General features: G+C 46.0%; 13 protein-coding genes and 1 pseudogene. 9 read left to right on the top strand and 5 right to left on the bottom strand.

Annotated features, from left to right (window positions below; genetic code table 11):
• Positions 1-22 precede the first annotated feature (22 nt).
• The 3 genes from hmoA to BFW96_RS16240 form a co-directional block, all read right to left on the bottom strand.
• Complete coding sequence (gene hmoA / locus BFW96_RS16250) at positions 23-349, bottom strand: heme-degrading oxygenase HmoA (protein WP_069840009.1); 327 nt, start codon at positions 347-349, stop codon at positions 23-25.
• Positions 350-452: 103 nt separating this feature from the next.
• On the bottom strand, positions 453-815 hold the full coding sequence (locus tag BFW96_RS16245; RefSeq protein WP_024573448.1) for a VOC family protein: 363 nt from the start codon (positions 813-815) through the stop codon (positions 453-455).
• 97 nt (positions 816-912) lie between these two features.
• Positions 913-1,407, bottom strand: coding sequence for a hypothetical protein (locus tag BFW96_RS16240; protein ID WP_069840008.1), 495 nt, complete (start codon positions 1,405-1,407; stop codon positions 913-915).
• A 196-nt stretch (positions 1,408-1,603) separates the two neighbouring features.
• On the opposite strand from BFW96_RS16240, the gene BFW96_RS16235 reads away from it, so the two are divergent.
• From BFW96_RS16235 to BFW96_RS16220, 4 genes are all read left to right on the top strand, one after another.
• On the top strand, positions 1,604-2,476 hold the full coding sequence (locus BFW96_RS16235) for an STAS domain-containing protein (protein WP_069840007.1): 873 nt from the start codon (positions 1,604-1,606) through the stop codon (positions 2,474-2,476).
• Between the two features lie 154 nt (positions 2,477-2,630).
• A complete protein-coding gene (locus BFW96_RS16230; RefSeq protein ID WP_069840006.1) occupies positions 2,631-2,798 on the top strand; it encodes a YezD family protein in 168 nt (55 codons plus the stop codon).
• Between the two features lie 109 nt (positions 2,799-2,907).
• Positions 2,908-3,552, top strand: coding sequence for a Bax inhibitor-1/YccA family protein (locus tag BFW96_RS16225; protein WP_069840005.1), 645 nt, complete (start codon positions 2,908-2,910; stop codon positions 3,550-3,552).
• 32 nt (positions 3,553-3,584) lie between these two features.
• Complete coding sequence (locus BFW96_RS16220) at positions 3,585-4,544, top strand: DMT family transporter (protein ID WP_371326436.1); 960 nt, start codon at positions 3,585-3,587, stop codon at positions 4,542-4,544.
• A gap of 23 nt (positions 4,545-4,567) precedes the next feature.
• On the opposite strand, the pseudogene yetL reads toward BFW96_RS16220, so the two are convergent.
• A pseudogene (gene yetL, locus BFW96_RS16215) lies at positions 4,568-4,885 on the bottom strand (transcriptional regulator YetL); the annotation flags it as partial.
• Between the two features lie 118 nt (positions 4,886-5,003).
• The gene (locus tag BFW96_RS16210; RefSeq protein ID WP_014663147.1) at positions 5,004-6,074 is read right to left on the bottom strand and encodes a DUF3900 domain-containing protein; all 1,071 of its coding nucleotides are present in this window, start codon (positions 6,072-6,074) and stop codon (positions 5,004-5,006) included.
• Between the two features lie 149 nt (positions 6,075-6,223).
• Between BFW96_RS16210 and cypD the strand changes: the two genes are divergently transcribed.
• From cypD to BFW96_RS16185, 5 genes are all read left to right on the top strand, one after another.
• Entirely contained in the window at positions 6,224-9,409 is a 3,186-nt protein-coding gene (cypD, locus tag BFW96_RS16205; protein WP_069840004.1) for a bifunctional P-450/NADPH--P450 reductase, read from the top strand.
• 445 nt (positions 9,410-9,854) lie between these two features.
• On the top strand, positions 9,855-11,774 hold the full coding sequence (gene ltaS1, locus BFW96_RS16200) for a lipoteichoic acid synthase LtaS1 (protein ID WP_069840098.1): 1,920 nt from the start codon (positions 9,855-9,857) through the stop codon (positions 11,772-11,774).
• Between the two features lie 237 nt (positions 11,775-12,011).
• A complete protein-coding gene (locus tag BFW96_RS16195; RefSeq protein ID WP_014663152.1) occupies positions 12,012-12,776 on the top strand; it encodes a glucose-1-phosphate cytidylyltransferase in 765 nt (254 codons plus the stop codon).
• 6 nt (positions 12,777-12,782) lie between these two features.
• Positions 12,783-13,751 carry a GDP-mannose 4,6-dehydratase gene (locus tag BFW96_RS16190; RefSeq protein WP_040083881.1) on the top strand — a complete coding sequence of 323 codons (969 nt, stop codon included), beginning with the start codon at positions 12,783-12,785 and terminating at the stop codon, positions 13,749-13,751.
• 23 nt (positions 13,752-13,774) lie between these two features.
• Positions 13,775-14,686 (top strand): putative nucleotide-diphospho-sugar transferase, encoded by a 912-nt coding sequence (locus BFW96_RS16185; RefSeq protein WP_040083880.1) that lies wholly within the window; start codon positions 13,775-13,777, stop codon positions 14,684-14,686.
• Positions 14,687-14,700 lie beyond the last annotated feature (14 nt).

The raw sequence follows: 14,700 nt of genomic DNA, 5'->3' as shown, positions 1-14,700 counted from the left end.
CTTGCAGCGAGGCGCAAGCTTTTTATTGATTGTATGTCCCTTGTTTGACAGCACGTACATGGTACATGCTCACTTCAGTGTTGATCAGATAGTCAGGCTTTGGTTTGCCTTTGTTTGCTTTATGGCCGGCGATATGCGCATCGCTTTTTTCCCATTGTTTCCAGTGAGCCTCTGATTCCCAGCGAATCATGACAACAACTTCTTCATCACCGCGGCGCACATTTTTCTCAAGCACTGTCACATCAATTAAACCTTCTTGTTTTTCAATGATTCCTTCAGCACTGAAACGTTCTATGACTTTATCTGCAAAGCCTTCTTTAACCGTCATTTTTCTCAACTGTACAAACATTTGTCTCACTCCAATCATTCTCACATATGAATAATTGTAAATGAAATTCATTCTCAATGTCAAAGAAAGCGCAGGGCGTAATCGAACCGCCGTGCGCCACAGTTTATTCTTTTAATAAAAACACATTTCCGTCTTCGTCCTTAAATTGAACGAAGGTGCCCCACTCCATTTGATTGGGCTCACCGAGAAATTCTACACCGTTTGTCTTCATTTTCTCGTATGTACCGAAAATGTCCTCACATTCAAACACGATAGAAGCCTTCATTTGCTCAGAGCCTTTCATCATGGCCTTCGGGTAAATGACTAAACGAGTCTGAGCACCTTTTGGCGCAACCTCCAGCCAGCTTGCTTCAGGTCCCATCGGGTGGTCGGCTGCAATATCAAAGCCTACCTTCTCAGTCCAAAATTGTTTCGCTTTCTGCTGGTCTTCAACATATACAGCTACAGTGCCAATTTGTTTGATCATAGGGAAACCTCCAAGTTGCAAAGATAATAATACTATAACCTGTTTACGGCCGAAGTAACATAAAAAAAATCAGCCGGGAAAACCGGCTGATTTTTGATTAAAATGAGCAGCTCACAACATCGATCTGATTTGTGTCTAAGGCGAAATAAACCCAGCGGCGCCGTGAATGATCCCAGTAAAAGCCGCCGACGGATCTTCTGCCAAGGATAATTGGGTAGAACCAAAATGAGCGGCCATTGGTTAACCAAACATAGGTAAACCGGAAAAGGCAAGGACGAATGGTGATTGGTTCAACTAACAAAACGGCTCCTTGAGAACTCTGCGGTTTTTTTGGTTTCGCTGGTATTTGGGAAGGAGGAGGTCCCTGTGGCGCACCGCCGAATCCCGGAACGGCACCGCCGCCAATGCCAGGGCCAGAGCCGCCGCCGAATCCCGGAACAGCGCCGCTGCCAATGCCAGGGCCGGAGCCGCCGCCGAATCCCGGAACAGCGCCGCTGCCAATGCCAGGCCATGGATATCGATATTCATATTCAAAAGCAGGCCAAGGCTCATAAAAATGTCCCGCAAACATATAAGGATCAACATAATACATGTGATAACGCCCTTTCTCATTGTAAACTGTACACTGCAGTTTATGCGGGCAGACTCTTATTGGTGCATTCGCCTATGGATATAAACTGGAATGCGTTCAGGGAGCAGATTCATTTGATTTTTCCCTAGTCTTATTCACAATTTCGATTTATCATTTTATAATGAAAGTGCTTCTATTACGAAAAAGGAGACAGACCGTGAATATCGATCAATTATTATATCAATATATCATAGACCACACTGCGGACATTACTGAGAAATGGTTCAGTTTACGCTGCCAGCTACAAGGCGAGCTGTATTCCGCCGACGATTTAAGTGCAGAAACGAAAACGCTTTTAACCGAGCAGCATACATTTACCAATATAACTATCGCAAGCGCATTTCTGGAGGATCAAACCGATTTTCAAGAAAATATGGCGAAATGGGCGCAAACCGTTGCGAAAAACAGGGTAGAGCAGGATGTTCAGGTGCATGAGGTCGTAGAAGCCATATCCAATTCTAGAATCTCATTCTGGGACGCAGTCGCCACATTTATAAAAGAGAATCAGGAGATCGTCACAAATGAAGATGCAGACCGATGGAACCGCATTGTGAATCAGTCATTCGATAAGCTGATTATTGAATTCTCCGAGCAGTACCAAAAATTCATGCTGATGAGGCTTACATCTCAGCAGGAACTGATCTCAGAGCTTGGCTGTCCGGTCATTTCCATTGCCGATGGAATCGGGATATTGCCGCTTATCGGCTCAGTTGATACAAAACGGGCACAGGTCATTTTAGAAACAGTGCCGGTCCGCTGTGTCGAGAGAAAAATCACAAGCCTAGTCGTTGATCTTTCGGGTGTTCCGATTGTGGATACCATGGTGGCGCAGCAATTGTACAACCTGTCTAAAACGCTTTTCTTATTAGGCGTCAAAGCCGTATTTTCAGGGATTCGCCCGGATGTGGCCCAAACATCGATTCAATTGGGGCTTGATTTTAGTGAATATGAAACGTATGGCACGCTGAAGCAGGCATTAGAAAACATGGGTGTCCGCTGTATTGTTGAGGAATTGGAAGAAAACAAATAGGAAGTTTCCAGGCATATGATTGTCCATCATCGGGTGATCATATGCCTTTTTGATTTGAAGAGAAATCACCATTGATTTATCAAAAAAAACATAATATTATAATTCTTATAAGAATACTGTGAATTAAAATCTATTCAACAGGGGGGAAGGTCTTTTGGTTTCAAAATCAACGATTGATCCGGAAGTGATTGAAAAAATCATCAGTTCGCTGGAAACGCTCGATTTCGGCACCGTTCAGATTACGGTTCATGATTCTCAGATTACCCAAATTGAGATAATAGAAAAGCATCGTTTTTCGCTGAAAAGGAAAGAATCAAAATGATAACGTAAAGGGCGTTTGTTTTCATTAAATTCTCCTTAAAACATATACATATTTCATCCAATTTTTATATAATAGACCTTTAAGATCATTTTTTAGGAGGATTTTTGACATGCAAGCTACGGTTCACGAGAGTAAGCAATCGATCATGCAGCGCATTTTGACAGTCTTTGTCTTCACATTGCTGATCGCGACTGTCGGCCTTTTTATCGGCCAATTTGTTCCTGTCGCTTTGATGCTGCCGCTTTCTATTCTTGAAGTGGTGATGATTATTCTGGCCTTCTGGATGCGCAGAAGAAAAGCGGTCGGGTATGCGTTTGTATATACATTCGCGTTCGTTTCCGGCATTACCTTATTTCCGATCGTCAGCCATTACGCTTCCATTGCCGGCGCCTATGTCGTGCTTGAAGCCTTTGGTTCTACATTTGTCATTTTTGCCGTCTTAGGCACAATCGGCGCAAAAATGAAGAAGGATTTATCCTTCCTGTGGTCATTTCTGATGGTAGCGGTGCTCGCCCTCGTTGTGGTTGGCATTTTCAACATTTTCAGCCCGTTAAACTCAGCGGCGATGATGGCGTATTCCGTGATTGGAACCATCGTCTTTTCCCTTTACATTTTGTATGATTTGAACCAAATCAAGCACCGCCACATTACGGAAGACTTAATTCCCGTTATGGCATTATCGCTGTACCTTGACTTTATCAACTTATTCATCAACCTGCTCCGCTTCTTCGGCATTTTGAGCAGTGATGATTAATAAAAAAGCGCCTGTCATGAGATAGGCGTTTTTTGCCATACATCAAAAAGGCAGGTGGAGTATTGGTGAAAAAACAAATGGGCGCATATGTATCTTTGGCAGCAGCTATGGCGATCGTCGGCAGCTCTGTCGTTGTCGGCAAGCTGATGGTCGAACGGATTCCGGTCTTTCTTTCCTCAGGATTGCGTTTTTTGATCGCTTCTGTCGTATTGCTCACGCTGCTGTTTTGCATTGAAAAAGGGTTTCCGGCTTTAACGAAAAAAGATGTGCTCGTCTTGCTGGTGCAATCATTCACAGGTGTGTTTTTGTTCAGTATTTGCCTGCTGTATGGGGTTCAATATACGACGGGAACGGAAAGCGGCATTTTGACAAGCACAACCCCGATGGTAATCGGTATTTTATCCTTTTTCCTGCTGAGAGAAAAAATTGAGAAAAAGATGCTGATCGGCATTATGCTGGCGGTTTGCGGCGTGATGGCGATTAATCTATTTGGAGCGGGGAGCCAAGACGGGGCGCCGCACGCCTTATTCGGGAACATGCTGATCATTGCTGCAGTCATTGGCGAAGCGTTGTTTACATTGATGGCCAAGCTGCTATCCCCGCATATTTCGGCTCTGGCGATTTCGACCTTCGTATCGCTCTTCGGCTTCCTGTTTTTTCTCCCGTTTGCTTTGTTTGAGGCCTCTTCATTTGATTACAGCGTGCCGACTGTTTTGGATTGGTCGTACGTGCTGTATTACGCGCTTTTTGTTACCGTTTTAGCATTTTACTTATGGTATAGCGGGGTGACGAAGGTGCCTGCGGGTGTATCGGGCATTTTCACATCCGTTCTTCCGGTCTCCGCTGTTATTTTGTCAGGCGTAATATTGAAGGAGCCGTTTGAGTTTGTGCATTTCATCGGCATTGCATGTGTCATCGGCGGCATATTTGTTACGGTCATAAAGAAAAAACAGCCGGATGCGTATCCGGTTGCAGAAGAAAAGACGCTGTAGCCTGTCCGGATCGGACGGGTTTTTTAGTCTTTAAACACGTTCAGCCTTTCAAAAAGATCACCAAGCATCTTACGAACATATCTTTTTCCTCATCGTTGTAGTTTTCCATGACCGCGGAGATTTTGCGGCAAAAATTGCTCAAGGAGTGCTTTGCCTTCCGTTGTCAGTTCACTGCTGATTTTTTGTTTATCCTCTGTGTGATACCTCCGGCTGACAAAACCGTCTCTCGCCAGCCCGTCCAGCAGACCTGTAATCGTCGCTTTCGTGACGTTTGACTGTTTGGCAAGCTCTGTCGGACTTAACCTATGATCCCTGGCATCAAAGAGGAGCATCAGGCGATCGAGGATGCCATCGTCCTCGCCGAAGAGTCGGGAGCGGAAGAACTGATTGGGGAGTGCTATGCGGTGTTGAGGGAAGGGTATTAAATAGGAAAAGCCCAGAAAGTGATTTCTGGACTTTTTAGTCTTGCTCTGTTTTATTCCTTATCCGCTCAATCACCTCATGCAGCCCCTCAGGCTTATAAAACTCCACCGGCGAACTGCCCTTCTCAAACGAAATTGTCTCGGCTTCAATCAGCGCGACATAGCGCCCGTTTACTTTTGCGAGATGAATAGAATCGCCAAAATCCGCTAGCAATCCCTTAATCTCTGTTTCTCCGACTTTCATTTTCAGCTGGGCCTCTGGCGTGTGCTCGATGATTTGGGCGGAGGCTTCGATCACTTGATGGGTGTCGAGGCGCTCTTGGATCTCCCGCTTTTCGCTCGCTTCCCAAATCTCAATGTCGTGCTCGAACTGCTTGAGCTCTTCGCTATTGTCTTCAAATGTCTCGTAGACGTGCTCCTGCACCATGTTCATGACCTGGTTTTTCATGATTTCCGGCATCGATTCGCCGTACTCGACGAATTTCAGAAAGTCCTCAAAATAGCGGGCGTGCGAGGCCTGGTGGATTTTCAGCTCGCCTTCCTCGACCATTCCTTCCTCGGGCATGTACGGGTATTGGATGCTTTTCATGTTTTTTGTCGTGATCGCCATTTCGACTTTTTTAATGAGAGAAGACGCGTCAGAGATGCGGGCGACCTTCGGCTCAAAGTCACATTTCATAATGAAGACAAATGACTCGTCAAAGTATTTTCTCGGCACGGCTGAAGCGACGAGAAACACGCCGCCGCGGACTGCGCTTGTGTCGAGGTACGTGCGGACGAACTGCTCGCTCAGCTCATTGAAGTCTTCTTTTGTTGCCGCCAGACGCGCGCGGTTGAACATGTTGTAGTTTGGGTTGGAATCAAGCTCGTGGCCGGGCTCGACGATAAAATGGCCGATTTTCGTCGGCACCTGCTCAGACTGCGGATGACGTTCTGCTTTCCGTTTGACGATTTTTTTCAGTTCCCCGTCGAGAAAGTCCTTCAGCTCGCTTTCTTCAAATTCGCCCGTATCAAGGGTCTGAAAGTGCTTGAACTGTTTGTTCGCCTGCTCATCCTTGCCTTCCACCTGTATGACATAAAAGGATAAAAACCGAATTTCAAAATCCATATGTGAACTCACCTTATTCGCGTATTGTACAGCTTCTCAAGTATAGAAAAAACAGCGATCATGCGTCAATTGGGAGAACGGAATAATCATGACCATGAAAGGGAAATGTAGTCAAATAGAAGGCATTTCATACGGAAAGGAATGGTTCGATGAAGGAAACAAGCCCGATTCCTCAGCCGAAGACGTTTGGGCCGCTTGGCAATTTGCCTTTAATTGATAAAGACAAACCGACGCTTTCACTGATCAAGCTAGCGGAAGAACAGGGTCCGATTTTTCAAATCCATACACCCGCGGGCACGACGATTGTGGTGTCCGGCCATGAATTGGTGAAAGAGGTTTGTGATGAAGGACGGTTTGATAAAAGCATTGAAGGCGCCTTGGAGAAGGTTCGCGCGTTTTCCGGTGACGGATTGTTTACGAGCTGGACGCATGAGCCTAACTGGAGAAAAGCGCACAACATTCTGATGCCGACGTTCAGCCAGCGGGCCATGAAGGACTATCATGAGAAAATGGTCGATATCGCTGTTCAGCTCATTCAAAAATGGGCCAGGCTCAATCCGAATGAAGCTGTTGATGTCCCGGGAGATATGACCCGGCTGACGCTCGACACCATTGGGCTGTGCGGGTTTAACTACCGCTTTAACAGCTACTACAGAGAAACGCCCCACCCGTTTATCAACAGCATGGTGCGGGCGCTTGATGAAGCGATGCATCAAATGCAGCGGCTTGATTTCCAAGATAAGCTTATGGTCAGAACAAAGCGGCAATTCCACCATGATATTCAAACGATGTTTTCGTTAGTCGACAGCATTATTGCAGAGCGCAGGGCGAATGGAGACCAGGATGAAAAAGATTTGCTCGCCCGCATGCTGAATGTGGAAGATCCGGAAACGGGTGAAAAGCTCGACGACGAAAATATCCGCTTTCAAATCATTACGTTTTTGATTGCTGGCCATGAAACAACGAGCGGCCTGCTGTCCTTTGCGACCTACTTTTTATTGAAGCATCCTGACAAACTGAAAAAGGCGTATGAAGAGGTAGATCGGGTGCTGACAGATGCAGCGCCGACCTATAAACAAGTGCTCGAGCTTAAATACATACGGATGATTTTAAATGAATCACTGCGCTTATGGCCGACAGCTCCGGCTTTTAGCCTTTATCCAAAAGAAGACACAGTCATTGGCGGAAAGTTCCCGATCACGACGAAGGACAGAATTTCTGTGCTGATTCCGCAGCTTCATCGTGATCGAGACGCTTGGGGAAAGGACGCCGAGGAATTCCGGCCGGAACGGTTCGAACATCAGGACCAAGTGCCTCATTATGCGTACAAACCGTTCGGAAATGGGCAACGGGCCTGTATCGGCATGCAGTTTGCCCTTCATGAAGCCACACTTGTGCTGGGCATGATTTTAAAATATTTTACGCTGATTGATCATGAGAATTATGAGCTTGATATCAAACAAACCTTAACGCTCAAGCCCGGCGATTTTCGCATCAGGGTTCAAACCCGTCATCAGGAAGCCATTCATGCTGACATCCATGCAACAGAAAAGCCGGGGCCTGATAAGCAAAAAGAAGAAACGGAGACAAAGGACGCATCGGTCATCGGCCTTAACAACCGCCCGCTTCTCGTGCTGTACGGCTCTGATACCGGCACCGCAGAAGGCGTCGCCCGGGAGCTTGCAGATACAGCCAGTCTTCACGGCGTCAGGACCGAAGTGTCACCTCTGAACGATCAGATTGGCAAGCTGCCGACAGAGGGAGCGGTTGTCATTGTGACCTCGTCCTATAACGGAAAACCGCCAAGCAACGCGAGACAGTTTGTCCAGTGGCTCCAAGAAATCAAACCCGGTGAGCTTGAGGGCGTCCATTACGCGGTATTTGGCTGCGGCGACCACAATTGGGTGAGCACGTATCAAGACGTGCCGAGATTCATTGATGAACAGCTTGCAGAGAAAGGCGCGACTCGGTTTTCTGCGCGCGGGGAAGGTGATGTCAGCGGTGATTTCGAAGGGCAGCTTGATGAGTGGAAAAAGAGCATGTGGGCGGACGCCATCAAAGCATTCGGACTGGAGCTTAATGAAAACGCCGATAAGGAACGAAGTACGCTGAGCCTTCAGTTTGTCAGAGGGCTGGGAGAGTCTCCGCTTGCCCGATCGTATGAAGCGGCTCACGCATCCATCGCCGAAAATCGTGAGCTTCAGTCCGCGGACAGCGATCGAAGCACCCGCCATATCGAAATCGCATTGCCGCCGGATGTTGAATATCAAGAGGGCGACCACCTTGGCGTATTGCCAAAAAACAGTCCAACCAATGTCAGCCGGATTCTCCATAGATTCGGTCTGAAGGGAACAGACCAAGTGACATTGTCGGCAAGCGGCCGCAGTGCGGGGCATCTGCCATTGGGCCGTCCTGTCAGCCTGAATGATCTTCTCAGCTACAGCGTTGAGGTTCAGGAAGCAGCCACAAGAGCGCAAATACGTGAACTGGCCGCTTTTACAGTGTGTCCGCCGCATAAGCGCGAATTAGAAGAACTGACAGCAGAGGGTGTTTATCAGGAACAAATATTGAAAAAACGAATTTCTATGCTGGATCTGCTTGAAAAGTACGAAGCATGCGACATGCCGTTTGAACGATTTTTAGAGCTATTACGTCCGTTAAAACCGAGATATTATTCGATTTCAAGCTCTCCAAGAGTGAATCCGGGGCAAGCATCAATCACAGTCGGCGTTGTGCGCGGCCCGGCGTGGAGCGGCCGTGGCGAATACAGGGGTGTGGCATCAAATGATTTAGCTGAGCGTCAAGCCGGTGATGATGTCGTGATGTTTATCCGCACTCCGGAATCCCGGTTTCAGCTTCCGAAAGACCCTGAAACTCCAATTATTATGGTCGGGCCAGGCACGGGAGTCGCGCCATTCCGCGGCTTCCTTCAAGCCCGCGATGTTTTAAAGCGGGAGGGGAAAACGCTCGGTGAGGCTCATCTCTATTTTGGATGCAGGAACGATCGGGATTTTATTTACCGAGATGAGCTTGAGCGGTTTGAAAAAGACGGAATCGTCACTGTCCACACAGCCTTTTCCCGAAAAGAGGGCATGCAGAAAACATATGTCCAGCATCTCATGGCTGAACATGCAGAAACCTTAATATCGATTCTTGACCGCGGAGGCAGGCTTTATGTATGCGGTGACGGCAGCAAAATGGCCCCGGATGTGGAGGCGGCACTTCAAAAAGCGTATCAGTCTGTTCATGGAACCGGGGAACAAGAAGCGCAAAACTGGCTGAGACATCTGCAGGATACCGGTATGTATGCCAAAGATGTCTGGGCAGGGATATAGATAAAGAAGACTGGAAACATCCAGTCTTTTTTGTCCTTTCGAAAAAATGGTGATCACGCTAAACATTAGTGCATACAATAACTTCAGTCCGCCGGAAGGGCGGGCTGTCTGCAAAACCTATTTTTCGTTTTTGCTAGTTTATGTTATTCTTATACTCGGTATCTATTTCTTTTTCCAAAGGCACACATGACAAAAGAAATCCTTTTTTTATTTCTGAGGAAAAAAGTGAAACGAAATGAAGGTTTCTTTCGTCCAGTGATTGGTTTCCAAATGGTTGTAATAAAAATGGTATGGTGCGAAACATAAATATTCCGGCTTGCCGCGGTGTATTTATTGTTGTGTGATGCCTTGATTTTGTTTGGAAAGAAGAAATGAGAAGGCAGGATATAAAGAGCAGGTAAATATGAATGAAGAACTTAAAGTGTTTAAGAAAGTAGAGGTTGCCATGAAGAAACTTTTTTCTTACAAACTTAGCTTTTTTGTGCTGGCTGTTATACTGTTTTGGGCAAAAACGTATTTATCCTACAAGACTGAGTTTAATCTTGGGGTAAAAGGCACAACCCAGGAGATCCTCCTGATATTTAACCCATTCTCAAGCGCCGTCTTCTTTTTAGGACTGGCTTTGCTGGCGAAAGGGCGTAAATCAGCCATTATTATGCTGATTATCGATTTCTTGATGACATTTGTGTTATATGCAAATATTTTATTCTATCGTTTCTTTGACGATTTCTTGACGTTCCCGAACATTAAGCAGTCCGGAAACGTTGGAAACATGGGAGACGGTATTTTCAGTATCATGGCCGGTCATGATATTTTCTATTTCTTAGATATTATCATTTTGATTGCGGTATTGATCTGGAGACCTGAATTAAAAGAATACAAAATGAAAAAACGCTTTGCATCTTTAGTGATCCTTTCCGGGGTCGCACTGTTTTTCATCAACCTGCACTATGCGGAAAAAGACCGTCCGCAGCTGCTGACAAGAACGTTTGACCGCAATTATATCGTGAAATATTTAGGTCTTTACAACTACACCATTTATGACGGTGTACAGACGGCTCAAACAGAAACACAAAGAGCCTATGCAAGCAGCGATGATTTAACAAGCGTCGAGAATTACACGACGTCTCATTATGCGAAACCGAACGCCGAGTACTTCGGCTCTGCCAAAGGCAAAAATATCATTAAAATTCACCTCGAAAGCTTCCAGTCGTTCCTGATTGACTACAAGCTGAACGGTGAAGAGGTAACGCCTTTCTTAAATAAACTTGCGCACGGCGGAGAAGATGTGACGTATTTTGATAACTTCTTCCATCAGACAGGCCAGGGAAAAACATCTGACGCCGAGCTGACAATGGATAACTCGATCTTCGGCCTTCCAGAAGGCTCCGCGTTTGTGACGAAAGGCGAAAACACGTACCAGTCGCTTCCGGCGATTTTAGACCAGAAGGAAGGCTATACAAGCGCCGTCCTGCATGGTGATTACAAATCGTTCTGGAACCGTGACCAGATTTACAAACATATCGGATACGACAAGTTCTTCGACGCAAGCACGTATGATATGTCAGATGAAAATGTCATTAATATGGGTCTGAAGGATAAGCCGTTCTTTACAGAATCGATTCCAAAGCTTGAGTCTCTTAAACAGCCGTTTTACGCGCATTTGATTACATTGACAAACCATTATCCGTTTAACCTGGATGAAAAAGACGCGTCTCTTAAAAAAGCGACAACCGGCGATAACACAGTAGACAGCTACTTCCAAACAGCGCGTTACCTTGACGAAGCGCTTGAGCAATTCTTCAAGGAGCTGAAGGAAGCCGGCCTGTATGACAACTCAGTCATTATGATTTATGGTGACCATAACGGTATTTCAGAAAACCATAACCGAGCGATGAAAGAGATCCTTGGAAAAGAGATTACAGATTATCAAAACGCACAGAACCAGCGTGTGCCGCTGATGATCCGCGTTCCTGGCAAAAAAGGCGGAGTGAACCATACGTATGGCGGCGAAATTGACGTCATGCCGACACTTCTGCACTTAGAAGGAATTGATTCTCAGAAATATATCAACTTTGGTACTGACTTATTCTCTAAAGACCACGACGATACAGTGGCATTCAGAAACGGAGACTTCGTAACGCCGAAGTACACATCAGTCGACAATGTCATTTACGATACGAAGACTGGTGAAAAATTGAAAGCGAATGAAGAAACGAAGAATCTGAAAACAAGAGTGAACCAGCAGCTGAGCCTTTCAGACAGTGTCCTGTACAAAGACTTGCTGAGGTTCCATAAACTAAATGATTTCACAGCCGTTGATCCGTCAGACTATCATTACGGCAAGGAAAAAGAAATCAAATAAGATGAAAAAGAGCCTTGAGCGGGCGCATTGCCTTCGCTCAAGGCTCTTTTTTTTGGTTATATAACCAACTTGAAAAAATAGATTCCATTTGGTCACCAAGGCCGTCTTTCTCTCATATCATTACAGTAGATTTTGAAACCGGTATTGAAATCGGACAAATTATCGGGGAAATGCCTTGATAGATTGTAAAGATGTACCAGGTTTCGAACTCAATATTCATAGAGATGAGGGGTAGAGATGAAAGCGGTCATTCTCTGCGGCGGAAAAGGAACGAGAATGAGTGAAATCACGAATGACATTCCTAAACCGCTCGCCATGATAGGCGGCAAACCGATTCTATGGCATATTATGAAAATCTATCAGTACTACGGAGTAAACGAGTTTATTCTGCTTTTGGGCTATAAAGGCGAAAAAATCAAAGAATACTTTCTCGACTATGAATGGAAGCACAACAGCCTGACACTCGACAGCGCTACGGGAGAGGTACAGATGCTGGGGCAGCCTGAAACGTGGAAAATTACGTTTTTGGAGACTGGGGAAGATACGCTGACAGCCGGAAGAATCTTGCAGGCGAAAGACTATATCGGTGATGAAACATTTCTGCTCACCTATGGGGACGGGCTGGCCAATATCAATCTTTTCCATCTCATCAGCTATCATCAGACAAAAGGTGCTGCCGCGACTGTCACCGGCATTGACAAAGTCTCGCAGTTTGGCACCTTGACGGTTGAGGACGGCATGGCGAAAACATTTTCTGAGAAGACATCAAGTGACGGAATCATCAATGGCGGATTCTTCGTTCTCAGTCCCAAGGTTTTCGATTATTTGCCGAAGGACGGGAACACAATGTTCGAAGATGAACCGCTGAAGAACCTTGCCAAAGACGGAGAGCTTGCCGTGTACCGCCATTATGGATTTTGGACGGCCATCGATACGTATAAAAATCTCTTAGAAGTCAACAAGATGTGGGATCAAGGACAACAAGTATGGAAGGTATGGTGAACCGATTTGAGTTTCTGGAAAAATAAAAACGTATTTGTTACGGGGTGTACAGGTCTTTTAGGAAGCTATTTGGTGAAAGAGCTGATCGAACAGGGCGCAAACGTGACGGGGCTTGTCAGGGATCATGTGCCCCAATCTAATCTGTATCAGGGAGACCATATCAAGAAAATGAACATCGTGCGGGGCTCTCTTGAAGACTTGGCTGTCATTGAACGCGCGCTTGGCGAGTACGAGATCGACACTGTCTTTCACCTCGCTGCACAAGCGATTGTCGGGGTGGCAAACCGCAACCCGATTTCTACATTTGAAGCAAATATTCTCGGCACATGGAATATTCTCGAAGCCTGCCGCAAGCATCCGTTAATTAAGCGGGTCATTGTCGCTTCAAGTGATAAAGCTTACGGCGATCAAGAAAACCTTCCGTACGACGAAAACATGCCGCTGCAGGGCAAGCACCCGTACGACGTCTCAAAAAGCTGCGCAGATCTGATCAGCCACACCTATTTTCACACGTACGGGCTTCCGGTCTGTATTACGCGCTGCGGAAACTTATACGGCGGCGGGGATTTGAACTTCAACCGCATCATTCCTCAGACGATTCAGCTTGTGCTGAACGGGGAAGCGCCGGAAATCCGAAGCGATGGCACCTTTGTCCGGGACTACTTCTATATTGAAGATGCCGTTCAGGCTTATTTGCTTCTTGCAGAGAAAATGGAAGAAAACAATCTTGCCGGAGAGGCCTTTAACTTCAGCAATGAGATCCAGCTGACCGTTCTTGAACTGGTAGAGAAAATATTGAAGAAAATGAACAGTAATCTGAAACCTAAGGTGCTGAATCAGGGAAGCAATGAAATCAAACATCAATATTTATCCGCGGAAAAAGCGAGAAAGCTGCTGAATTGGACACCGGCCTACACCATTGATGAAGGACTTGAAAAAACGATTGAGTGGTATACGGAATTCTTCAAAAAGTAATGTGAAACGAGGTGAACATGACTGTGACCAGCGCGTATTGCACCGTTTTATCAAAAGGAAGATTATATCAGGCAGTCGCCTTATTTAAGTCATTAGAGCGAGTAGACCAAGACAGTCCCATTTTTACGCTGTGCATGGACGAAGATACGCACCGCGTGTTACAGAAGCTGAAGATGAAGCAGCTGAACCTTGTGCCGGTGGCCGCTCTTGAAAATGAAATGCTTCTAAAGCTGAAGGAAACTAGAGATCAAAGTGAGTATTGCTGGACGATGAAGCCGATCTTTCTGCAAGCTGTGCTGAACAGCAATCCCGAGCTGGAGCGTGTGACATACATTGACGGGGATCTTTTTTTCTACGCAGATCCATCGCCGATTTTTGAAAACCAGCCGGACTGTTCGGTGCTGCTTTCACGGGGGGATATTGTCATTCCTTCTTTTGAGAAAGATCAGATTGACATGCTGCAGCGTCTTTTAGGCAGATATAATTCGGGGTTTATCAGCTTCAAGCATGATGATGCAGGCACGGATTGCTTGGAGTGGTGGAAGGAACGCTGTCTTGAGGAATGCAAAAATGCGCCAGGTGAAGGAAAATTCGGTGACCAAGGCTATTTGGATTATATGTCTGGGCTGTTTCCGAATGTTTGTGATATTACGACACCCGGCGTGAACATTGGTCATTGGAATTATGGGCAGCATACGTTTTCGTGGGAGGATGGCCGGATCGTGCTGGAGGATGGCAGTCCGTTGATTTTTTATCATTTCAGCGGATACCGAATCGTCGGCATCAATGAAATCAAACAGATTCATGAAACAACCCGCACAGACCTGCCGTTTGTGCATGAACTGTATCAAGAGACACTGCCGCATATCATTGAGCACATCAAAACATTAGACCCTGAATTTAACGGTTTTGCTTCAAAAGATGACAACAAATAAATGAGTAAATACGG

This window comes from Bacillus sp. F56 (genome assembly GCF_001748205.1).
GTDB classification, from domain to species: Bacteria; Bacillota; Bacilli; order Bacillales; family Bacillaceae; genus Bacillus; species Bacillus stercoris.
This window is presented reverse-complemented; position numbering and strand designations above follow the sequence as displayed.